The organism is Microbacterium sp. AK009 (genome assembly GCF_013410955.1).
In the GTDB taxonomy this organism is placed as follows: domain Bacteria; phylum Actinomycetota; class Actinomycetes; order Actinomycetales; family Microbacteriaceae; genus Microbacterium.
The window spans coordinates 682,499-705,194 of record NZ_JACCCG010000001.1 but is presented as its reverse complement, the minus strand read 5'-3'; the positions used below and the strand labels follow the sequence as shown (position 1 = coordinate 705,194).

The 22,696-nt window shown below is 63.2% G+C and carries 17 protein-coding genes and 1 pseudogene; 7 read left to right on the top strand and 11 right to left on the bottom strand.

Annotated elements, in window-relative coordinates; all coding sequences use genetic code 11:
* Positions 1–8 precede the first annotated feature (8 nt).
* The 3 genes from glf to HDC37_RS03305 form a co-directional block, all read right to left on the bottom strand.
* On the bottom strand, positions 9–1,145 hold the full coding sequence (gene glf, locus HDC37_RS03315; RefSeq protein WP_179558933.1) for a UDP-galactopyranose mutase: 1,137 nt from the start codon (positions 1,143–1,145) through the stop codon (positions 9–11).
* A gap of 78 nt (positions 1,146–1,223) precedes the next feature.
* Positions 1,224–3,095 (bottom strand): glycosyltransferase, encoded by a 1,872-nt coding sequence (locus tag HDC37_RS03310; RefSeq protein ID WP_179558932.1) that lies wholly within the window; start codon positions 3,093–3,095, stop codon positions 1,224–1,226.
* Positions 3,068–4,015, bottom strand: a complete 948-nt coding sequence (locus tag HDC37_RS03305; RefSeq protein WP_179558931.1) for a glycosyltransferase — start codon at positions 4,013–4,015, stop codon at positions 3,068–3,070. The genes HDC37_RS03310 and HDC37_RS03305 overlap by 28 nt, the downstream gene beginning before the upstream one ends.
* 1,070 nt (positions 4,016–5,085) lie before the next feature.
* Here HDC37_RS03305 and HDC37_RS16900 point away from each other — a divergent pair.
* Positions 5,086–6,237 carry a glycosyltransferase gene (locus HDC37_RS16900; protein ID WP_218869273.1) on the top strand — a complete coding sequence of 384 codons (1,152 nt, stop codon included), beginning with the start codon at positions 5,086–5,088 and terminating at the stop codon, positions 6,235–6,237.
* On the opposite strand, the gene HDC37_RS03295 is transcribed toward HDC37_RS16900, so the two are convergent.
* Positions 6,226–6,720 (bottom strand): GtrA family protein, encoded by a 495-nt coding sequence (locus HDC37_RS03295; RefSeq protein WP_179558929.1) that lies wholly within the window; start codon positions 6,718–6,720, stop codon positions 6,226–6,228. The genes HDC37_RS16900 and HDC37_RS03295 overlap by 12 nt on opposite strands.
* Before the next feature lie 115 nt (positions 6,721–6,835).
* Between HDC37_RS03295 and HDC37_RS03290 the strand changes: the two genes are divergently transcribed.
* Both HDC37_RS03290 and HDC37_RS03285 read left to right on the top strand, forming a co-directional pair.
* Entirely contained in the window at positions 6,836–7,807 is a 972-nt protein-coding gene (locus HDC37_RS03290) for a glycosyltransferase (protein WP_179558928.1), read from the top strand.
* Positions 7,808–7,957: 150 nt separating this feature from the next.
* Positions 7,958–9,766, top strand: a complete 1,809-nt coding sequence (locus tag HDC37_RS03285; protein ID WP_179558927.1) for a hypothetical protein — start codon at positions 7,958–7,960, stop codon at positions 9,764–9,766.
* 7 nt (positions 9,767–9,773) lie between these two features.
* Here the strand turns inward: HDC37_RS03285 and HDC37_RS03280 are convergent, their stop codons facing one another.
* The 4 genes from HDC37_RS03280 to HDC37_RS03265 form a co-directional block, all read right to left on the bottom strand.
* Positions 9,774–10,526, bottom strand: a complete 753-nt coding sequence (locus HDC37_RS03280; RefSeq protein WP_179558926.1) for a glycosyltransferase family 2 protein — start codon at positions 10,524–10,526, stop codon at positions 9,774–9,776.
* A 127-nt stretch (positions 10,527–10,653) separates the two neighbouring features.
* Positions 10,654–11,730 (bottom strand): ABC transporter ATP-binding protein, encoded by a 1,077-nt coding sequence (locus HDC37_RS03275; RefSeq protein ID WP_306457531.1) that lies wholly within the window; start codon positions 11,728–11,730, stop codon positions 10,654–10,656.
* 162 nt (positions 11,731–11,892) lie between these two features.
* On the bottom strand, positions 11,893–12,813 hold the full coding sequence (locus HDC37_RS03270) for an ABC transporter permease (RefSeq protein ID WP_179558924.1): 921 nt from the start codon (positions 12,811–12,813) through the stop codon (positions 11,893–11,895).
* Between the two features lie 49 nt (positions 12,814–12,862).
* Positions 12,863–14,080: a glycosyltransferase family 2 protein gene (locus HDC37_RS03265; RefSeq protein ID WP_179558923.1), complete on the bottom strand. Its 1,218-nt coding sequence runs from the start codon at positions 14,078–14,080 to the stop codon at positions 12,863–12,865.
* Between the two features lie 79 nt (positions 14,081–14,159).
* Between HDC37_RS03265 and HDC37_RS03260 the strand changes: the two genes are divergently transcribed.
* The 3 genes and pseudogenes from HDC37_RS03260 to HDC37_RS03250 all read left to right on the top strand — a co-directional run.
* Positions 14,160–15,239, top strand: coding sequence for an NAD(P)-dependent oxidoreductase (locus HDC37_RS03260; protein ID WP_179558922.1), 1,080 nt, complete (start codon positions 14,160–14,162; stop codon positions 15,237–15,239).
* The gene (locus HDC37_RS03255; protein WP_257021241.1) at positions 15,236–16,087 is read left to right on the top strand and encodes an NAD(P)-dependent oxidoreductase; all 852 of its coding nucleotides are present in this window, start codon (positions 15,236–15,238) and stop codon (positions 16,085–16,087) included. The genes HDC37_RS03260 and HDC37_RS03255 overlap by 4 nt, the downstream gene beginning before the upstream one ends.
* Positions 16,088–16,181: 94 nt before the next feature.
* Positions 16,182–16,853: pseudogene (locus tag HDC37_RS03250) on the top strand (DDE-type integrase/transposase/recombinase); the annotation flags it as partial.
* Between the two features lie 32 nt (positions 16,854–16,885).
* Here HDC37_RS03250 and HDC37_RS03245 read toward each other — a convergent pair.
* From HDC37_RS03245 to rfbA, 3 genes are read right to left on the bottom strand one after another with little or no spacing between them, the layout of a single operon-like run.
* Positions 16,886–18,766, bottom strand: a complete 1,881-nt coding sequence (locus HDC37_RS03245) for a rhamnan synthesis F family protein (protein ID WP_179558921.1) — start codon at positions 18,764–18,766, stop codon at positions 16,886–16,888.
* Positions 18,763–20,736, bottom strand: a complete 1,974-nt coding sequence (locus HDC37_RS03240; RefSeq protein WP_179558920.1) for a rhamnan synthesis F family protein — start codon at positions 20,734–20,736, stop codon at positions 18,763–18,765. Before HDC37_RS03240 ends, HDC37_RS03245 begins: the two co-directional genes overlap by 4 nt.
* Before the next feature lie 19 nt (positions 20,737–20,755).
* A complete protein-coding gene (gene rfbA / locus HDC37_RS03235; protein WP_179558919.1) occupies positions 20,756–21,628 on the bottom strand; it encodes a glucose-1-phosphate thymidylyltransferase RfbA in 873 nt (290 codons plus the stop codon).
* A 68-nt stretch (positions 21,629–21,696) separates the two neighbouring features.
* On the opposite strand from rfbA, the gene rfbB reads away from it, so the two are divergent.
* Complete coding sequence (gene rfbB, locus HDC37_RS03230; RefSeq protein ID WP_179558918.1) at positions 21,697–22,695, top strand: dTDP-glucose 4,6-dehydratase; 999 nt, start codon at positions 21,697–21,699, stop codon at positions 22,693–22,695.
* Position 22,696 lies beyond the last annotated feature (1 nt).

Here is a 22,696-nt window from a genome sequence, read left to right as displayed (position 1 = left end):
TCGGGCAATCAGGCGATCTGATTAGCCCACATCGACAGTGCCGCGCCGATGGCCATATGCATGTCGAGGTATTTGTAGGTGCCGAGGCGACCCCCGAAGTAGACATTTTTCTCACCCTTGGCCAGTCCACGGTAAGCGAGGAGCACCTCTCGATCACGTGGAGTGTTGACCGGGTAGTAAGGCTCGTCATCCTGACGTGCGAAGCGGGAGTACTCACGCATTATCACGGTCTTGTCGCTCGGATACCGGTCGGCACGCTCTGGGTGGAAATGTCGGAACTCATGAATCCGCGTATAAGGAACCTCGGCATCGGCGTAATTCATCACCGACGTGCCTTGGAAGTCGCCGATGGGCAAGACCTCCTGCTCGAGGTCGATCGTGCGCCATGACAGTGCCCCCTCGGAGTAGTCGAAGTAGCGATCGACAGGTCCGGTGTAGACAATCGGAACGTGGCCGACCGTCGCGGTGCGGTTCAGCGGCTGACCGTCGTCGAAGAAGTCGATGCCGAGCTTCACTTCGATGTTCGGATGATCGGCCATTCGCTCCAGCCACGCCGTATAGCCGTCTGTAGGCAGCCCTTCCCACGTGTCACTGAAATAGCGATTGTCGTATGTATAGCGAACGGGAAGTCTGCTGATCACATCGGCCGGAAGGGCCTTCGGATCGGTCTGCCACTGCTTCCCGGTGTAGTCCCGGATGAATGCCTCGTACAGCGGGCGACCAATGAGCGCGATCGCCTTCTCCTCGAGGTTCTCGGCATCATTCACATCGAGCTCACCAGCCTGCTCGTGGACAAGCGCACGCGCCTCTGCCGGCGAGTAGGCAGCGCTGAAGAACTGATTGATGGTGCCCAGGTTGATGGGTAGCGGATAGACCACGCCCCGGCGATTGGTGTAGACGCGGTGCACGTAGCTGGTGAAGGTCGTGAAGCGGTTCACGTAGTTCCACACGCCGGGGTTTGAGGTATGGAACAAGTGGGCCCCGTAGCGGTGGACCTCGATCCCGGTCTCTGGCTCATCTTCGCTATAGGCGTTCCCGCCGATGTGCGTACGGCGGTCGATCACCGTAACGCGCCGACCGGACGCGGCCGCGCGTTCAGCAATGGTCAGACCGAAGAACCCGGAACCGACGACGAGAAGATCCATGGAGATGCTTTCTGCTCAGCCGATTTCCGGGCGGCCGGCGCCACAGCGGGTGGGAACGGCACAGGCTCTGGGAACAGTCTAGCGAGGAGCTTCCTCGTCGATTCCCAGCAGGGCCTGCCAAGAGGCAGGGCTAGACAAATGCACTGTGGCCTCGCGATACTCGCGCGATAGTTTCGGCCAATCCCGGCTCAGTCTCCACGTCAAGCAGATGCTCTTGCGCAGAGACTCGAGTGTGCGCCGTCGATCCCGTTGAGCGAAAGTCCAACCGGCGGCGTTCGGGGACTCGACCAAAGCAGAGTCCAGTCCACGGAATCTCCACCACTTGGACTCGCGCAGTGGAATACGGTCCTCAGCGCGGCGCCGGCTGTCGGAACGAGCTTCAATCAACAGGTGGCGCCCCAACTCCGACACCAACCATGCCGTTTTCGAGAAAGCGCCGGTTGGCTGCGCGAGCGAACGCGTCGGGCTTGCCGCGAGGTCATCCCCCACGACCACCCGGCCGTCCGGATAGGTGGACTGAAGCGCCCGGACCGTGGCCTGGGCGGTGCGGATGCTTCGTGGCAGATTGTCCGGTCCCCGGAACGTGTCACGGATCGCTTCGTGACGGAGGCGGACGGCCGCGTACTGGAGGCGTAGCAGAAGCTGGATGTCGCCGAGGAGTATGCGGAGAGGAAGAACGCCGCCACGGCGCTGATGGGAATGAAGCAAACCGGTGATGATCTGGTTGCGGAGGATGAAGAACCCCTCCCACGTGCGCGTGGGGTCTTTCGATGCCCACCCCTCGTGCCACCCCGCGACGCCGGGCAATCCGATCGTCGGGATGCCGGCGGCGCGCGCACGCAGCCCGAACTCGGCGTCGTCGAACTTGAGGAAGAGAGGTAGCGGGAGGCCGACGCGGGAAACCACTTCGCGGGGGAACAGGCAGAACCACCACCCCGTGTAATCCGCCTCCACCATCCGGTGCATCCCTGGAACGTCCATTACGCCGCGCTGAAGGTCGACGTCGTAGCCGTCTGGTGACGCCGTGGTCATCCACGACCGCGCCGGCATCCAGAGCTCCCCCTGCGTGTACAGCGTGGCAGGGCGGTCGAGGTGAAGCATCCCGCCACCCACGATCACCGGCTGGGTGGCTGCCCCCGCGAACGTGGCCGCGCGATGGATGGCTTCGGGTCCCGGCTCAGCGTCGTCGTCGAGGAGCAGGATCAGATCACAATCCGACTCCAGGATTTCCATGATTCCGCGGGTAAAGCCCCCGGAGCCACCCAAATTCTCCTGCTGGATGACGGCAAGCCGCTCGCCCAGCGCTGCGGAAACCTCCGCGAACCCCTCCGCGTCCTCGAGGCGCTTCTCGCCTTGATCGACGACGACGACGCGGGAAACGGCAGCGCCGTCAGCGATCTGGGCCGCGACCGCGCGCAGCTGAACGATGCAAGCGATGGGACGGTTGTAGGTTGCAATCGCGATCCCGACAGAGGGCGCCGCCACGTCGCTTTGCAGACCGAGAACGCGCCACTCAGCGTCCAGCACGAGCACATCATCTCGTCCCGCGACAACATCGAACCAGGCCATGCCTCCATCGTCGAAAGAGTCCAGCGGAAGGTCGACGGAGGCCTGGGCATCAGTGATGGGCATCCTCGCGAAGGTCCGCGCGACTCCTTCCGCGTCGGACACTTTGACCTCCAGAACCCCCGAACCCGCAACGGTCACCAGCAGCCGCACCGCCGTCGCGTCGGTGAAGCGGTTCCAGTAAGCAGCCGGGAAAGCATTGAAGTACGAACCGAAGGAGGCGCGTCGTCCTGATCGAACGAGGGTGACCCCGTCGGCTTCGTCCGCGAGGATCCCGAGTCCTGTCGGTTTATCGCCGTCGATGCGCACAAGGCGCTGGACGGTGGTGCCGAACGATTTGTCGGCCATCGCGCCGGTCATTGCATCCGGCGCGCGCGCCGCCATTGACGGACGGCTTCGGCAAGCCGTTGCCCCAGGGTGCGTCGCAGGTCGAGCTGGCGGGCGACCTCGTCCTGGATGTACCTCGTCAAGAAGAGCGGCAACCCCGGCCCGTTGTCGGCGACCCAAGCCCGGAGAGCCTCGTCACGCACCAACGCGTCGAAACGACTGTGCTCTCCGAGAAGAGCCACAACGCTGTTGCCTTGATCGCCGGACACACCCGCCCGCTGCATCCAGAACGCAAGTGGTTCACCATCGATGAAGCCGATGTGATGGTGCAGCGTGGCCCGGAGATTGAACTCCCAGTCCTCCACCACGTCTAGGTCCTCGCGATACCCGCCGATGTCGTCGTGGAGCGAGCGACGGTACAGATGGGAGATGGGAACGGCTCTATTGATGCGGAGGAGATCGCTGTACCGGATCTCCGAAAGTCCCGGCCACATCGGCTCTCGTCCGACCTCGACGTAGCCGCTCGCCTGTCGCTTTTCATACACGATGTCCGTGCGCACGACAACACCCGAGTCGCGCTGGTGCGCATCGAGCCACTCGACCGTCTCCTGCAAGAACCTCGGATGCCAAAGATCATCGTCGTCGTGCAGCACGACGAATTCGGTCTCGAGCGCCGTGATACCCGTGTTGGCCGCGGCCGCGCGGCCGCGGGTCCGCGGATTGTGAATAACGCTCACGCGGTCACGAACCAGCGGTGCGACGCCCGCAATCAGACTGTCCACCTCTCTTGCGTCGCCGCCGTCGTTGACGATGCATATCGACCACAGGTCGTACGACTGCCCCGAGATGTCAGTGAGCGCGCGGCTGAGAAACCATGGCCGGTTCTTCGTTCGGACGACGATTCCGACACGAGCGGGGACTTCCGCCACGGCATCCTTTCGTGGTGAGCGCATCACGCCCGAGCGGGGCAGGGACATTCACAAATATACTGGGGCTCATGCTGAGGGCCGCCCGAGAGCAGTGGCGGCGCGCCCGTTCGTGGCCGGTTGTCGGGCCCATCGTAAGGACTGCCGATCGCGCATGGTGGGCCCGCGTCATCCGACGCGCGGACATCGTCGACGACGAGTTCGTCGCGGCTCAGCTGGGAACGGCAGTCAGCTCCAGGCGGGCGGTCCGCGCATATGTGCGTGGGGGCCACGCAGAGGGAATGACACTCAATCCGCTTGCATGCGAGCGGACGATCGCGCGTCAACTGCCCGAGCGTGATCGGGTTCCGGCGCTTTACGCATACCTTGTGAACGCCCGTGGGCGCATGCAGGTCAGTCCTAACTGGGATGCGGCGGCCTACGACGATCGCCATCCGGACGCCGCGGATGACCCAGCGGGGCCGCTGGGTCACGCTTGGCGGTCAGCCCGCGTTTCTGGCCAGTTCGAGATGGGTATCGGCCCTCGCGCAAGCGCCTTGCCGTGGACCGTCGTTCATGCGCGGGCTGTCGTCGCCGCCCGCGCTGCTCGTTCCGACCCGAGTGCAGCGATCCCCCGACCGGAGCTGCTACGACAAGAGCGAGCAGCGGTCCATCTGGCGGTGGTCGTCGCTTCTGACGAGGCGTTCTCCGACGAGGCTCTCGGCGTAGCCGCCGAGGTGACCGACGCGCTGGAATGCTCGACGACGCTGGCTGTCACTCCCGGCTCCGGCAGGTGGGTGCAACCGGACACCTGGGTGCAGGCGTCACTGCTCGAGCTCTGGAGTCCGAAGGTCCAGGTCGTCCGACAAGTAGTGGCGGACGCGGTCGAGTGGGCTGCCAAAGTCGCCGACGCTACCCCCGACACCGAGGTCGTCGTTGTGCGTGGTGCTGGCGAGCGCATCGACGCTTCCTCCATCTTCGCGCTCGCTCGCTTAGGGCAGGACGGGCCCGTATCACCTCTCCTGCTGACCGACGACGGCATCGTGGCCTCCGCAGGCGTCGTGACATATGGAGACCGAGCCGCCCATCTGCTCACCGGCTATCCTGCTGAGGATGCCAGGGCGCTGGGCGAGACGATCGAGGTGGCCGGCCCCGGCGCCGTGACTCGCGCCTTCCCAAGAGAAGAGACGGTTGCGCCATATCGCACTCTCCTCACGGCATCGGCGGTGTCGGCAGAAGGCCTCCTCGCGCCGATAGGTGTCGGAGGCGACTCGGATATCAGTGAAGTCCTTGCCGCATCCTCGCTCCGGTTCGCGGGCTGGAGCGACGAGGGTCCGGTCCTCACCAGACCGCCCCGCCAAGCGCGTCTCGCGGACGGCACTTCGGTAGCCTGCCTGCGGTGGGCTATCAAGATCGCGGCCCCTGCCGGACATGAGGGGTTGGCCTGGGGCGACACGCACTTCGCCAATGGCCTCGCAGAGGCGCTTCGAAGGCTAGGGCAGGAGGTCGTCATCGACGCCTTCGCCGCGCGGAACCGCGCGACCTCCGCCATCGACGATGTGTCGCTCGTCCTCCGGGGCCCGCGTCGCATAGACCCTCCCGCCCATGGCCGCTCGCTACTGTGGATCATCAGCCATCCAGACGAGATCACTTCCGACGAGCTTTCGAAGTATGACCGTATTTTCGCGGCATCCATCCCGTGGGCCGCGCGAGCGGGGGCCCGACTCGGACACTCGATCACGCCACTCCTTCAATGCACCGATGCTGTCCTGTTCCGCCCCCAAGGGATTCCACGAGGCAAGGACATCGTCTTCGTCGGGACAGCCAGAGGAATAGCGCGACCATCCGTCGTCGCGCCCATCGAAGCAGGCGTCGACGTCACCGTCTACGGTCCGGACTGGCGGCGGTTCATCCCTGGCCGGTTCATCCGGGCATCCGGCATCTCGCATTCCGACCTGCCCGCTCGATACGAGAGCGCCGCGGTCGTGCTCAACGATCACTGGCCCGCGATGCAGAAAGAGGGGTTCATCTCGAACCGAGCCTATGACGTCGTTGCCGCGGGAGGCCGTGTCATCAGCGACACAGTCGAGGGTCTACAGGAGCACTTCGGCGGGGCTGTGCGCACCTACGACTCTACGAGCGAGCTGATCGGTATGCTACGCGGCGATCTTGACGATCTTTTCCCGTCCTACGAGAAGCTCGACGCGGTGTCCCGGCGCGTGCGCATGGAGGATTCGTTCGACGCGCGAGCGCAAGTGTTGCTGGATGCGGCGATCGGAACTTTAGCCCGCTGATTGCGCCGCCCGATGGGGAACGCCTTCAACCTCCGGCGTCTCATCGGGGAACACCCACTTGTCGTAGGTGACGAAGCGGAATACCGTCGCAAGGGCCTGGCCGACCAGCGTCCCCGAGATGTTGTCGGCCACCACTCCCTCAAGTCCCAGAACGTACCGCGAGAACGCGAGACAACCGAGTTGGATGCCGATGGCGACGACGTTGAGCAGGACGAACAGCGCGTAGCGCGAGAAGCGACGCTCGAGGTGCCGCGCACTGAAAGTCCAGTAGCGATTTCCGACGTATGTGACGACCGTTGCGAGAACGATGGCGATCGACTTGGACACCAGCGGGAGATCGTACAGAGGTCCTTGACCCGACAAGGCGAAGCCGAAGGTCAAGAGGTTAAAAGTCACCGCATCGACCAGGAAGGCGACTCCTCCGACAACGAGGAACGCGCCGCCTCGTCGAACCAGTCCGACCACGCCGGTCGCTTCCGCCATGTGAGTCCTTCCCGGTTCCCGGCATCCGGGCTGCCCCGGAATGCCATGATAACTTGGACGGCGCGCATCCCCTCACAGGCGATGCTTCACCGTGCCTGAAGGAGTAGCGAGGACGATGTCCGACGACCTTTCGATCGCCGCGATCATCCCGTGCCACAACGAGGAAGCGGCGATCGGCCAGGTGATAGCCGACCTTCGCGCTGCTGTCCCTGAACTCGAGATCTACGTCTACGACAACGCCAGTACGGATCGCACCGTGGAGGTGGCCACTGCCGCAGGGGTGACCGTGCGGCATGAGCACTCCAAGGGCAAAGGAAATGTCGTCCGTCGCGCCTTCGCGGACGTTGACGCCGATGTGTACGTGCTCATCGATGGCGACGACACCTATGCGGCACAGGACCTGCCGAAGATGATCGAAGCGCTGCTCTCAGGCCCCTACGATCATGTGCTGGGGGTCCGTCAGCAGAGCCACGTCGGTGCTTATCGCCCCGGACACGAACTCGGGAACAAGGGATTCAACTGGTTCGTCACCAGCGTGTTCAAGAGCCCGGTCAATGACATGTTGAGCGGATACCGCGTCTTCTCCCGCCGCTTTGTGAAGAGCTTCCCCGCACTCTCGCGGGAATTCGAGATCGAGACGGAACTCACTGTCCACGCCATGAGTCTCCGGGTCCCCCAGATCGAAGTGCCGGTGGGTTTCAAGGACCGCCCCGAGGGCAGCGAGAGCAAACTGCGCACGTATCACGACGGATTCCGAATTCTGTCGTTGATCATCGGCCTCATCCGTCACGAGCGACCGCTCATGTTCTATGGTGTGGTTGGCTTGCTTCTCGCCCTCCTTGCGGTGATCATCGGAACCCCGGTTGTGATCGAGTACTTCGAGACGGGGCTTGTTCCCCGTTTCCCGACCGCAGTCCTCGCGATCGGGATCTCGATCATGGCGTTCATGTCGTGGATGATCGGGCTCGTCCTCGACGGAGTACTGAAAGCACGGCGTGAGATCAGTCGGCTCAACTACCTGCGTCTTGAGGCGCCAGGTCCGGTCCCGGCAGGTACCGCCCTGCCTCCGTCGACGCCGAAAGCCTGACAAAGAGTGGACCGGCGAGAGACGCCGCGCGGCAACACCGTGCGGGAATGGTGGCAGGTCTGGGGACCACGGGCGGTCTTCGCCGGACCGACCATTGCGTACATCATCCTCGTTCTCCTCGGCGTCACCAACGCCAACATCGGCGTCTGGATGCTGCGGGAGAACCCCGCCGAACCGTTGGGTCTCCAGTTCGGACAATCTCAGGCCGTGCGATCAGACGAGTACGGCACCGAGTCACCCATCTGGCTGAGCGAGATGGCGAGAGGTGGAGAGAGCGCACTCAACCCGCTCACAGTATCCAACGCCTTCTTCGCGCAAATCCCGAGCGGTATTTTCTCGTCGATCGTCTTCCTCGACGGAACTCTCCTCCGCCTCGGGAATCTCTTGCCTCACGAGATGCTCTTCGCGATGAAGTGGTGGCTTCCATCGCTGCTCTTGTTCATCGGCCTGCCGGTGTGGTTCCGGCAGATCACCGGCCAGCTGCGGTGGGGCTACCTTGCGGCGGTCCTCATTTTCTTCGCACCCGCCAGCATGTGGTGGTCGGGTCGCCCCGTCAACACCCTGGGCTTCGTCGCGGCTGGCTGTGCTCTTGCCATTTTCGCCACGAATGCATTCGAACGACGATGGTGGACAAGGGGTGTTGTCGCCGTCCTGGGGGCCGGAGTGCTCCTCGCCCGGTTGCCCACTTACTACCAACCGCTCGCGATCGTCATCGGGGTACCCGTCGTCGTCGCGACGGCAGTCGTCATCCTGTGCCTCCGCACGTCATGGCGACATCGCCTTGTGAGCCTCGGTGCGATCGTGCTGTCCGGGCTCTTCTGGACCGGACTGCTGTTCTGGGAAGCGCGCGACGCGGTTGCGGCGGGGCTGTCGACGCTGTACCCCGGTGATCGGAGAAGCACCGGGGGTCCGGTTGAGTTCGGCCGCGTATTCGGTGGCACCAACTATGCGTGGCTCGAAGCAGTCGGCCCCTCCGGCGCGACATTCGAGACGGAATTGGCAACCTCCTTCAACGTCCTGATAGTCATCGTCGTTCTCTTGTTCACCGCGCGGAGATGGCGCGGAGGACGAATGCAGGCTGGCGCCGCGATCCCCATAGTCGCGGCAACCTTGTTCTGGCTGAGCTGGTGCACCATCTCGTGGGGGCCGGTGGGCGAGCTTCTGCCGATCATCAACCGTGTGCCGGACTTCCGCGCGGCGCAGGGCGCGGGCTTCCTCGCGACGATAGCCTTCTGCCTCTTCATGGCGCAGTGGCGCCCGTCGCGTCGGGTAGCTGTGCCCCTCACCGCCGCCGCCGTCGCCGGCGGCATCTCCGCGTACGCCGGATCGTCCCTGCAACTCGAGATGCTGCCCGGGCTCACGAATCTCATGGTTTGGGTGAGCGCGATCATCACGGCCGGAGCCGTGTTCCTGCTCGTGAGATGGCCGACGTCCTGGCTCCCGCCGCTCTTGACAGGATTGGCTGCCGTTGCGATGACGGCGACGGCTACGCCTGTTCTGTTCGGCTTGGGTGATCTAAGGGACAGTGATACGGCGAAGGAATTCCTCGCGTGGGGCGACACAGCCCGTGCGGAAGGGACGGTGTGGGCGAGTGACGATGGGTATGTCGATGCACTGCTGATGTCAACAGCAACGCCCTCGCTTTCGTCCCGCCAGCAGATCGGCCCGAACGTGGAGAATTGGATGCGGCTGGATCCCACGGGTGAGCACGAGGATATGTGGAATCGCGGCGGGCTCCACATCCAGTTCGATTGGACCGATTCGGCCGCTCTGGAATGGTCGATGCCGTCCCCTGACATGGTCGTCATTTCCGGCTCTCCGTGCGTCGTGGCGGACAGGATCCCGGAACTCAAGAACGTCGTCTCATCCCAGCCGCTCACCGATGGATGCCTGGCGCTCATCGACGAGCTGCCCTGGTCGGGTCGGCAACACTACATCTATGAGGTCGCCGTTCCGTAGTGGGTCGCTACAGCGGCATTCCCAGCCGCGTCTGCGCGATGAGATAGTCGTAGAACTCCGGCTTCAGGTTCGTCAGTTTGTGATACTGGTTCATCTCCTCCCCCACGAACCTCACCGGGACAGCGGCGCGGGTGAGATCCCACCCGCGGGACCCGGCGAACATGCTCGCCCACAGGTCCTCGATGAATCCGTAGCGTCCCGGGAGGCGCCAGAAGAAGCCTCGCGTTCGTACGAGGGCGGCGTCGCATACCGATCCCCCGGTCCCGACGTACGAAGCACCCCCGTCCGCCTCTGCCTCGATGCGTGCCCAGTAGCTCCCGAGGATGAAGAAGGCCCAGACACCCGAGAAGGAGCGCGGAGCGTGGCGGGAGAGTAGCTGAGCGACGAAGGACTCGTCGAAGTCCTGGTCATCGTCGATCATCACGAAAGGCACGCCTGCCCTCCCGCCGAGAAGGCGCCGAGCGACGATGAAACGCGCGATACCGCCGATGTTGGGGCTCGACCGGTACTCGACGCTCGCAAGCGCATCCCAGGCACCCATGGCACGGATGCGAGCACGGTAATGGCCGTCATCTCGCGGCGCGTTGTTCCACATAACGAGCCGAATGGAAGGAGAGCCGCGCTGGGCCGCAAGCTGCGCCAGAACGGCATCGATGCGGTCGGGTCGGTTGTAAAGGCAGATCACAACGAGGATCGAATCGGGGCGCACCTCACCCGCGAGCAGCTCGAATCTCCTCGGCGACGCCAGTTCGCGCAGCATCCGGGCCTTCCATCGGACACCACCTCGTTCAGCAAGAACCCTGCGGTGGAGGCGACGAAGACGCTCGGGGACTCGGAGCCCCCGGACGCGACCGACAACGCCGCCCAGTCGGGCGCGCAGAAGCATGTCAGCGACTCTCTCCCGAAGGCGCCCCTAAGTCGACGAACTCGGGCTCCATGTAAAGCGAACCCGCGGCGAGCGGGAATTCAGCGGCGTTGAAGGAGCACACCTGTCTCGCATCATCGAGGTGCCTGCCAGCGTTGTCCATGAGGGAGATGTTGATGAAGTACTTGCCCTCACCGAAGCGGGCGTTGCGCAACAGGAACTCAACGCGACGACGCCCGATGACGGCGGGAGGGTGGACTCCCATCCGCGCGTTGGTCGTTCCGTACACGGCGGTTCCCATGACGGTATCGATCTGCAACGCGCATCGCCAGTTCTCCAGCGGTGCAGGGAATTCGACGTCCACCGTAACGCGGAGGTCGCTACCGGGGAGCACCGCGCCGTCCTCGTTCCCCCCGATGACATCGAGTGTCGCCTCGACGATTCTCGGCTCCTCTTCAATCTCACCATCCGACTCGGTCTCTGCGACGCGCCGGTCCTCGAGGAGATCTCGGAACTTCGCGACGGCGGTGTTCGGGTCGCCGTCGAAGACAACCTGGCCGGAGTTGAGGAGAACCGCGCGATCGCAGAGCTCCGTGATCTGGCCGAGACTGTGGCTCACGATCACGATGGTTCGACCTTCCTCCTGGAACGTCCTGATTTTGTCGAGGCACTTCCGCTGAAATGCCTCGTCGCCGACCGCGAGCACCTCGTCGACCAGGAGGATGTCAGGATCGGTGTGTACTGCGACCGCGAACGCAAGACGCACGTACATGCCAGAAGAGTAGAACTTCACCTGTGTATCGATGAACTCGCCGATGCCGGAGAACGCGATGATGTCGTCGAACCGGCGCTCGACTTCGTCGCGAGAGACTCCGAGCACAGACGCGTTCAGATACACGTTCTCACGCCCGGTGAGGTCGGGATGGAATCCCGCCCCCAGCTCCAGAAGTGCGGCGATCCGTCCACGCTGGCTCACCGTGCCCTTGGTGGGATCGATGATTCCACCGATCACCTTCAGCAGCGTGCTCTTGCCCGAGCCGTTGTGGCCGATGAGTCCGACTGTGCTTCCTGCTCGAATATCGATCGAGACGTCTCGCAATGCCCAGAAGTCTTCGCGGTGCCGGCGTCCGGCGCGCCCCAGGGTAACGATGCGCTCTTTGATAGAGGAGTCGCGGCGAATGGTGAAGCGCTTCGAAACGGCTTCGACGGCGATGACCTTCGGCGGGAAGGACGAGGGGGTGATACTCATCGGCGGGTCCGATCAGAGTTCCTGGGCAAAGTTGCCCTGGAGTCGTAGGAAGGCGCGGTGGCTCACGAGCAGCAGCACCACTCCGACGCCGAGGGCGATGAGGAGGCGAAGAAGGAGGTTGTCCGGTTGCGACAGACTGTCGGCTCCGAGCCATAGCGCCTCTTGAAAACCGATCACAGCCAGCGTGAGGGGATTGTTCGTGAAGACGGACAGCAACACAGGCGATGCGATGATGTCGCTGGCCATCTGCCAGGAGTACACGACAGGACTCGCCCAAAACAGCAGCATCGTCCCGACTTCGACCAGGTACTGGATGTCCCGCAAGTAGACATTCAGTGCGGAAAAGAGCAGGCCGAGGGCGGTGCCGTAGACGAGCAGCACGAGGAAGGAAGGGATGAGATAGAGGATCTGCGGGTGCCACGGAAACGCGCCCGCGATGACCGTCACACCAAGAAGCAGCGTGAACTGAACGGCGAAGTTGAACAGAGCGGAGCCGACGCTCGCAAGTGGAAACAGCTCGCGAGGGACGTAAACCTTTTTCACGAGCCCGCTGTTCACCACGATCGCCCCTGTTGCGCTGACGACGATCTCGGTGAACAAGCCGATCGCCGTCAGACCGGTGAAGATGTAGATACCGAAGTCGGGGATGCCGCGGGCCGCACCGAGGAACTGCCCGACGACGACGAAGTAGATCGCAAGCAACATGATTGGACGCGCAAGCGACCAGAAGAAGCCGAGCGTCGAGTCCTTGTACTTCGCCTTGAGGTCGCGTCGAACCAGCAAATCGAGCATCTCGCGCCGAGCGAAGAGTTCCCTAAGCGAAGTCCACCAGTCGCGGGGATTCAAACCAGTCGACGCACCCACGGGCCGTAGCGGGATGGCTTCGAGCCGTGCGTAACGGGCCAGAGCAGCGGAATCAGGGGCTTCGGACATCATCCCCATCCTAATTGGGGAGTCGCTGGGACCTTGCCGAGCGGGCGGCTCAGGACTCAGTGCGATGGTGGATGCGCCATCGCTGCCACCGGGCTCGACGAGCAGCATGAGCGGCCAGTTCTTCGCTGAGCGAAGTGACTTCTGCCCGGAGCGCGTCGATCTGATCGGCGGTCTTGACGTTGTGGGCCACCCAGAGAGCTCGCTCGCGGTCCTGCTCCTCACGAAGCTTCTGCAGTCGGTTCTCACTGTCACTTTCGACGGCCGCGAGCTGACGTCCCCAATGCGACAGCTCGTGGAGGCGGGCGTCCGAGTACCTCACGTCTTCGCGCACACCCCGATCTGAAACTCCGCCCAGACTGGTCAATCTGAGCTCCGGCTCGAGCGAGCCGCTCGCGACCATGGACTCGATCTCATCGGGGCTCGGGTGCTTGGCCACGTACAGGGCTTCCAGGCGCCCGGCCTTCCAGCGTCGGTAATCTTGCATGCCGTGGTGGCGCGGGCTAGGAAACAGCTCCGGGTTGGCCTCATAGGCCTGTCCCGACTTGCGCACCTTGCCCTCGTACTGCCGCCACGATCGCCACGGAAGGTGAAGCACCTCGATGGTCTCGCTGTCCGCGCCATCCCCCCAACCGGGTGCAGTGACGAAGTGGTTCCCTTGAGCGATCTCTACAAGGGGATTGGCCCGATGCACTGCATCAGAAGTCGGATGGAACGGAATACCCGATGCGTTCAACTCCTCTTGTGAGCGGTGATCGCGGTACACCAACCGCTCGAGGCCGGATCCATCGATGGCCGGTCTCCCTGTGAGGTTCACCACGGGGACGTTGATGTACTGGACCCGCTCATCGAGGCGCTCGAGGCAGTCTCGTAATGTACTCGCGCCACCCCGTTGGGGGACGAAGAATTCGTCTGCGTCGGCATTGATGACCCAATCCGCACGCTCCTGCGTGGCAGCATGGCGCGCCATCCGAGTGACGACGAGGTACTGCTGTTTCCGGTGCTCGGGGTCATGCCAGAGTGTGACGAAACCGTCAGCGGCGAAAGACTCCAAGATCTCCGTTGTGCCGTCATGTGAGGCGTTGTCCGTGACGATGACATGGTCAACGCCCTGCGCTTTGTGATGCTCCAGCATCGCGCCGACGATGTCCGCTTCGTCGCGAACCATGAGGGTCATGACTATGCGCACACGTGCATCCTTGCTCACGAGCAGGCGCCGGGCTCGCCTGCTTCTTGTTCCGTGCAATCTTGGCATGGTGGTGGCTGCCATTCCAAAAATCGTGCGCCCCGTCGGGGCTTCCATGGCCTCCGGGTAGGCTGATCGGGCTCGAACATCCGGAGGGGGCAGATTGACTGGCAAGAGTCTCGGAACCGTCGTGGTGACTGGCGGTGCCGGTTTCATCGGGTGCGCCCTCTCGCAGATGCTGGCCCCGCTTGCGGAACGCTGGATCGCGGTTGACTCGCTGAATCCGCGCGTCCACGCTTCGCCAGAAAGGCCCGCGCAATTGCACGAGGCCGCGACACTTGTGGTGGGAGACATCCGGGATGCGAGCGTCTGGAGACGTGTCGTCTCCGATGTGCCACCCGAGGTTGTGATTCACCTTGCCGCCGAGACCGACACCGGGCTGTCGCTGAACGCGGTCACACGATTCAGCGACGTGAATGCGACGGGTACGGCCATCATGCTCGATGCCTTCGGCGAAGCCGACATCCTGCCCAGCCACCTCTTGGTCGCCTCGACACGCGCCGTGTACGGCGAAGGTCAGTGGCGTGAACAATCGACAGGTCATGTCTTCACGCCTGGCCAGCGTACGCACGGGCAACTCGCCCGCGGGCAGTGGGACTTTCCGGGGGCGACGCCGATGGCCTCCGCGTCATCCGACACAGCCGTCCGGCCGACGAGCATCTACGGGGCAACCAAGTTCGCACAGGAATCGATGATGTCGGCGTGGGCCGGCGGACGGGGCGTGCCGTTCACCGCCCTTCGCCTACAGAACGTGTACGGCCGAGGACAGTCGCTGATCAACCCCTACACGGGCATTCTGCCGCTATTTGCGCAAGCGGCCGCGAGAGGACAGGCGATCGACGTCTACGAGGACGGCTTGATGTCGCGCGACTTCGTTCACATCGACGACGTAGCGCGAGCTTTCGCGGATGCCGTCGGTCATCCTCCGGATGTAAGCCGAGTCACCGACATCGGATGCGGTCGCCCAGCCACCGTTCTAGAAGTGGCCAGACTCGTTGCCGACGTCGTCGGTGGCCCTATGCCGCGAGTGAGCGGCCGTTTCCGCGATGGCGACGTACGCCATGCGTGGTGCTCGACGGACCAGGCTGCGGACACCTTGGGCTGGCGTCCGGAAGTTCCCTGGGAGACAGGGATCGCCGAATACGCGCGTTGGGTCCTCGAATCCGCAGAAGCGAGGGGATGAGCATGTCGAACGGAGCGGTCATCGTCACAGGGGCCGGTGGATACATCGGCCCCCACGTGGTCAAGGCGCTACTCGATACTGGGCACTCCGTGGCTGCGGTGGTGCGCCCTGGCTCCGTTGCGCGACTCGACCCGCGGGCGACGCTCATCGAGATGGACATCCTGGCGGACGACGTAGAACTCGACATCTTCGAGCACGCTGAGGGACTTGTCCACCTCGCGTGGCAAGACGGTTTTGCACACAATTCCTCCGCGCACATGTCTCAGGTTTCTTCCCACTATCGGTTCGTCACGGGCGCTGCTGCGCGCGGCTGTCCTCGAATCGTGACTCTCGGCACCATGCATGAAGTGGGCTATTGGGAGGGTGCGATCAACGCGGAGACACCAACCAATCCGCTGAACCAATACGGGATTGCCAAGGACGCGCTTCGGCGCTCCCTTCCGCTCGCCCTCACCGACACCAGCATGGCCTGGGTCAGGTGCTACTACATCTATGGCGACGACCGGCGCAACAACTCAGTCTTCAAGAAGATCTTGGATGCGGTTGACGCAGGCAGTGAGTCCTTCCCGTTCACAACCGGCCGAAACCGTTACGACTTCATCCGAGTTGAAGATCTTGGTCGTCAGATCGCGGCCGTCTTCTCCGCCGCCGAAGAAACGGGAGTGATCAATTGCTGCAGCGGCGAGCCAGTGTCACTGGCTGACAAGGTCGAGCAGTTCATCACCGAGAACCGCCTGCCGATCACACTCGAGTACGGCGCGTTTCCCGACCGTCCCTACGACTCGCCTGGCGTGTGGGGGGACGCGACGCGCATCAAGAACATTCTCAGGTCCATCGAGCAGGTCTAGCTGTACTGACGCGGATCGTCGTTGACGTAGGAGAAGCCTCCGGTGTCGAGTTGGAGCTGTCTAGTTCTGCAGCTCGAGCACACGGAGGCTTCTCGTGCCCCATGCTCATGCCCGGCTGACTCCGGCCGGCAGGTTGATCATGGTCCAGCGCATCCAGTCGGGCGTGTCGTTGCGCACGTCGCGGCTGAGATGGGGATATCTCGGACGGCGGCATGGCGGTGGTGGCGCCGGTTTAGGGAGCACGGCTCTGCGGGGCTCGTGGACCGCTCCAGCGTCGCGAGGGCGCATCCGTCGCGAACCGAACCGTGCATCGGATGCCGCTGCTGCGCGAGCTGGATCCGGTGACCGGGACGGTGATCCGTGCGACACCTCGCTCCGCGAATCGCTACGAGCACGACCATCCCGGGTCGCTGATTCACATTGACGTGAAGAAGCTCGGCCGCATCCCTGATGGCGGCGGCTGGCGGGCGCACGGCCGCAGCGAGGAGGTCCGGGGACGCGGGATCGGCTACGACTACGTCCACGCCGCGATCGATGACCACTCGAGGGTCGCGTATGCAGAGATCCACGCCGACGAACGCGCAATCACCACCGCCGGTTCCTGGAGCGCGCGATCAGCTTCTACCGCTCCGTCGGCGTCCGCGTCGAGCGAGTGATCACCGACAACGCGATCGTCTACCGCCGCTCCCACGCGTTCCGCGCCGTGCTCGAAGCGCACGACATCACCCAGAAGTTCATCCGCCTGCACTGCCCCTGGACAAACGGGACCGAATCAACAACGGTCGAAGTCAGTACGGGCTAGCGCCCTTGCGACTTCCGCCTGCGGGGAGCAGGCAAGATCTTCCTTATTCGCGATTCAAGCCGCGGGTGATTGAGGCGGAGGTACATCATGGCGAGATCGCGGAACTGGCCGTCCCCCATGAAGCCGGCCCGGCGGAGGAACTCGATCTGCTCATTGGTGTAGCCGATCGTCGTCGCCGAGATCTGGTCCAACTTGAAATCGAGCGCTGTATGGCTCAGTGACATGTAATCGTGGTTGATCACCGTGCGGGCATGGAAGCCAAGCTCCCCTGCGGCATACGCCGGCATTCGCTCGAGGATGTGTGCCAGACTGCCGTCGCGATACTCATGCGCGCCGCCGAAATCGGCGTAGGCCCAGCTGTGCTCGAGCATGAGGCGAAGGGCAGCTGGACGGGCCACGAACATCGATCCGAAAGGGGCAAGGGGCGAAACATCATCAAGCGGGACTCGGACGCCCAACGCACCAGCCACGATGGCGAAGCCGTCCTTATTCGTCGCCCATCCTCGCCCCATAGCGGCCGCTCCGATGTGAATCATGGGAGGAAACACCAGACCCAGCCCCTCTTCGCGCTGGAACAGAGCGACCAGGTTGGCGGCGTATCCCGGTGTGTGGAGGAGGTTCGTGAACTGGTGGATGCGGAAGTGCTCCCCGACATTCAGGCCGTCCTGCACGGTGCGCTTCGAGTGGATCTTGACGACGAGGTCGTGATCACCGGCGAGCAGGATGTCCCGGCAACCGATCAGGAATGCGCTTTGATCACGCCCTTCATTTGAATCAACGACACGGATGTCGACGGACAGTGCAGAGTGCGCAACAGCTTCGATGCGTTCGCGGATGCGCCGAGCCTTGGCTTCGTTCGGAGTGGTGATCACCAGATCGTAGCGTTCGGGAAGCATGTCGGCCCGCTGCAGAATCTCTTCGGTCATCTCCTCGTAGAAGATGTGCGCGACGACCAGCAGTGAGAGAGGTGCCGATCGGTCATACATAGTCTCGACATCCGGCAGTACCTCGAGCAGACTCGCATCGGTATTCAACACTTTGGGAGGAACGTTTCGGGCGAGGTTCTGGAGGAGGAGGCCGGCCGGATAGCCATGGCGACGCGCGGTTTCCATCGTCCAACGCCCGATGATCGCGTGCCGATCCAGAAACGGCGGCCAGTCCGCGAACGGTCGTCTACGCAGGAGCGGACACCCGTCGTCGAGAAGCAAATCTGCATTCTCTAGGGAGGGGTCCGCCGTCGGGTATTCCTCTGCCGGAAAAGCGGTGGCATCCGTGAACCCGGCCCGCCGAAAGGCGAGGGTCAGCTCGCTGTCGTGCAGCAGCGCGGTCGGGGCGAAGTCGTCGGGGACCTCGAGAGCGTCCCAGTACGCTCGCCACGCAGCGGAGGAGATCAATGGCGATCTCGCCGCGAACCAGTGCGGCTGTAGATGCTGTGCCAGTTCACCTTCATGGGTGAACGGGTTCGGCACCTCGGCTGCTCGATCGGTCATCGCCCAAAAATGAACTGCGGTGGCATTCATCCGCTCGAAGACCGGCCCGAACGGGCGTATCGGCCCGTACCATGTGTCGGCGGCGAGAAGCACCTCGTCGTACCCTTCGATCCGAGTGCCGAGGTGTCGGATTGCAGCTTGGTAGGCCTTGAGATGAAACGGCGTGCGCTCGGTTTCGAGGATCTCGTCCACGACCCCCTCAAGCGATGCACTGCTCTGGGGCGTCAAACCGCCGTCGACCACCGCGAGGATACGATCGGCGTACGGCCGCAAAGCCCGCAATGCGTGAGGAATGTAGTCGTCGACTTCCCGCCGGCGGTCGGATATTGCATAGACGATGAGGCGACGTGCCGAGTCTTCCAGCGGCGCCGGGGACGGAGCGGTCATGCGGAGGTGCTTTCGCTCGGAGTGTCGGCTGTCGGCGTGTCTGCCCACACGCGGCGGTGCCTCAGTCTTCGGACGGCATACACGCCGTGTCGCGCCAACCGGAAGAGAGGCAACAGGGCTTTGGCTACTCGCGGCTGGTTCAGCCGGACATACATGCGGCTGAACTGGAGGAACCCACCCGATCCGAACCAGCCTGCACGATGGAGTAACTGAATCTGCTCCAAGGGATAACCGGGCGTTGTGGACGACATCTGATCGAGCTTGTACTCCAGCGCAGTGTGACTTATCGACGCGTGCTCGCTGTTGAGCACAGTCCTCGTGTGGTAGCCGAGTTCGGCAGCTGCGTAGGAGATGATGCGCTCTTGAACATGGGCGAGGCTCCCGTCGCGATGCTCCTGCGGCGGGGCGTACTCGTCATACGTCCAGTCCACATCTGCGACGAGGCGCAACGCTTCGGGACGGCCGACCCACATGCAACCGAATGGTGCGAGCGGCGACACCTCGTCGAACGGGACGGTGATACCGAGCTTCTTGGCGAGCTTCTCGGTCGGTTGGCGGTTGGCGAACCAGCCGCGCCCCATCGTCGGGTAGCCGATGTGGATCATCGGGGGATACACAATCCCGAGCCCCGGCTCTTTCTGGAAGAGGGCCACGAGATTCGCGGCATACCCCGGGGAGCTCAGAACGTTCTCCATCTGCTGTCGGGCGAACATCCGACCCGCATTGAATGATTGCTGAGCCGTCTTCTTTGAATGCAGCTTGACGATCAGGTCGTAGGCGCCGCTGCGGAGTACGTCTCGGCAGCCGATGAAGAATGCGCTGAGGTCGCGACCCCGATTGGATTCCAGCACCCGCACCTCGCTGCGCCGAAGAAGCGGGTCCTGGCGCTGGGCCAGGATGCCACGGATGTCCTCCGCCTTCTCGTGGTCTGTCGTCGTGATGTATACGTCGTACGGCGATGGCAGCATGGCCAGCCGATCGAGCAGTTCATCCGTCATATCCTCGTAGAAGATGTGGACGAGCGCCGCAATGCGGAACGGCCGTGACGCGTCGTAGGAGACGTCGACATCGGGCAGGACCTCGAGCATCGCGGCGTTAGCGTTGAGGGTTTTGGGCGGCGTCGTTCGGGCGAGGTTCTGCCACACCATACGGATTGGGTATCCGAACTCTTCCACACGCCGAAGCGTCCATTTGCCGATCACGGCGTTGCGGTCCATGAAGGGCGGGTAGTGAAAGAAGATCCGGCGCTTCAGCGCGGGGCAACCAGCGGCCAATAACCGGTCGGGTTCGAGAAGCGCGGGGTGCTCGGTGGAATAGTCGTCCAGCGGGAATGCTGCTTGCCCCCGGAAGCCGAGTTCACTGAAGTGGTGTGTGAAGCGCGACTCATGGTTGAGGACCGACTCCGTGTAATGGGTGATCATCGGCATGTCACGCCAATAATCCAGCCAGGCCTGGCTGCGGAACAGTCTCGGACGCACAGCGATCCAGTGAGACTGCAGGTGACGATGCATCACCCCTTTTCCCGTGAAGGGGTTAGGCGTCTTTCCCCCGTGATCGGTCATGCCCCAAAAATCGAGCCGTTCACTCTCCATGCGCGAAAAGACCGGCTCGAACGGGCGAATCGGACCGAACCACGTGTAGTTCATGAGTATGACCTCATCGAACTGGGCGAGTCGCTCCTCACCGAACCGTTCGAGGGCTTCCTTGTAACCCCACACGTCGAAGCCCACGTTCTCCCGTTCCCAGACTGTGTCCGCGACCCCCCTCAAGGTCGACCTTGCGGTCGCGGTGAGCGGGCCGTTGACCACGACGAAGATGTGCGCGGCGTGTGAGCGCAGCTTCGCGAGCTTGTACGGGATGTAGTCGTCTACTTCGCCACGGGAATCGTGAAAGAGGTAGAAGATCACGCGCCTCCCGCCAGCCGGGAAGACTTCTGGACGAAGGGGAATGGCAGAAGAGATGTCAGTCACACAGTCTCCGGACGACGGCTCAGCGCGAGCCCTGCGCGAGGGCACTCAGTAGGTATTGACCGTATCCGCTCTTCACGAGCGGCTCGGCGCGCTGCCGCAACTCGTCATCCGTCAGGAAGCCCATGCGCCACGCCACCTCCTCAGGGCAGCCTATGGACAGACCCTGTCGGCGCTCCACTGTGCGGATGAAGTCGGTGGCCTCGCTCAGCGAGTCGAACGTTCCAGTGTCCAGCCACGCTGTCCCGCGAGGCAGTAATTCGACCTTCAATCGTCCCCGCTCCAGATAGGCCTTATTGACGTCCGTGATCTCCAACTCGCCTCGCGGGGAGGGCTTCAGATTCTTCGCGATGCCGATCACGTCGTTGTCGTAGAAGTAGAGGCCAGGGACCGCGTAGTTACTCTTCGGCTGGAGCGGTTTCTCCTCCAGGGAGACGACGTTGCCATGATCGTCGAATTCGACCACGCCGTACGCTGTTGGGTCGTCGACCCAGTATCCGAAGACGACGCCTCCCTCCAACTCCGCATAGCGCCTCAGTCGCGAGCCCATTCCCTGGCCATAGAAGATGTTGTCACCCAGCACGAGCGCTGCGGACTCTGACCCGATGTGGTCTTCTCCTAGGATGAACGCTTGAGCCAGGCCGTCAGGTGAGGGCTGGGTGCGGTAGGTCAGGGAGATACCGAACCGGGATCCGTCGCCGAGAAGGCGTGAGAATTGGTCTGCGTCGTGCGGCGTGGTGATGACGAGGATGTCGCGGATGCCGGCGAGTATCAACGTAGACAGCGGATAGTAGATCATCGGCTTGTCGTAGACGGGTACAAGCTGCTTGGACACGCCGAGTGTAATCGGGTGCAAGCGAGAGCCGGTCCCGCCGGCCAGGATGATGCCACGCATGGGTTCTAGTCTCCGCTATGCCGCGGCCACGACAAAACTCGCCGATGACATCACAGTACCCTTGAGGGATGCGCAGACTCCTGGTCACCGGCGGTGCCGGCTTCATCGGTTCGGACTTCGTCCACTACGTGATGGAGCATACCGACGACTACGTGACGGTACTGGACAAACTGACCTACGCGGGCAACGCACGTTCACTGGACGGCCTCGACCCCCAGCGTTTCCGGCTCGTGATCGGCGACATCTGTGACGCTCCCCTCGTAGATCGCCTCTTCGCCGAGCACGATGCGGTCGTGCACTATGCGGCCGAGTCACACAACGACAATTCACTCACCGGCCCTGAGCCTTTCGTGGCGACGAATGTGGTCGGCACGTTCACACTGCTCGAAGCCGCTCGCCGGTCCGGGATCCGGTACCACCACATCTCGACCGACGAGGTCTACGGGGATCTGGAGTTGGACGACCCTGAGCGGTTCACCGAGCAAACCCCCTACAACCCGTCTAGCCCGTACTCATCCACGAAGGCCGGCTCTGACCTTCTCGTGCGTGCGTGGGTCCGGTCCTTCGGCGTGGCGGCCACCATCAGCAACTGCTCGAACAACTACGGCCCGCGCCAGCACGTGGAGAAGTTCATTCCCCGACAGATCACCAACGTCATCGACGGCATCCGGCCCCGCCTTTACGGCGACGGCCGGAACGTTCGAGATTGGATCCACGCGGATGACCATTCGTCCGCCGTCCTCGCAATCCTCGACAGAGGGGTGATCGGAGAGACGTATCTGATCGGCGCCGACGGAGAGAAGTCGAACCGCGAAGTCGTGGAGATCATCCTCAGAGCGATGGACCAGCCTACCGATGCGTATGACCTCGTGACCGATCGCCCAGGGCATGACAAGCGCTACGCCATCGACTGGACCAAGATCCGTGACGAGCTCGGCTGGGAACCCCGGTACCGGCATTTCGAGTCCGGCATCGCGGACACTATCGCATGGTATCGAGCGAACGAGGAGTGGTGGCGCCCCCAGAAGGCGTCGACCGAAGCCAAGTATGAATTGACGGGTCAGTGAC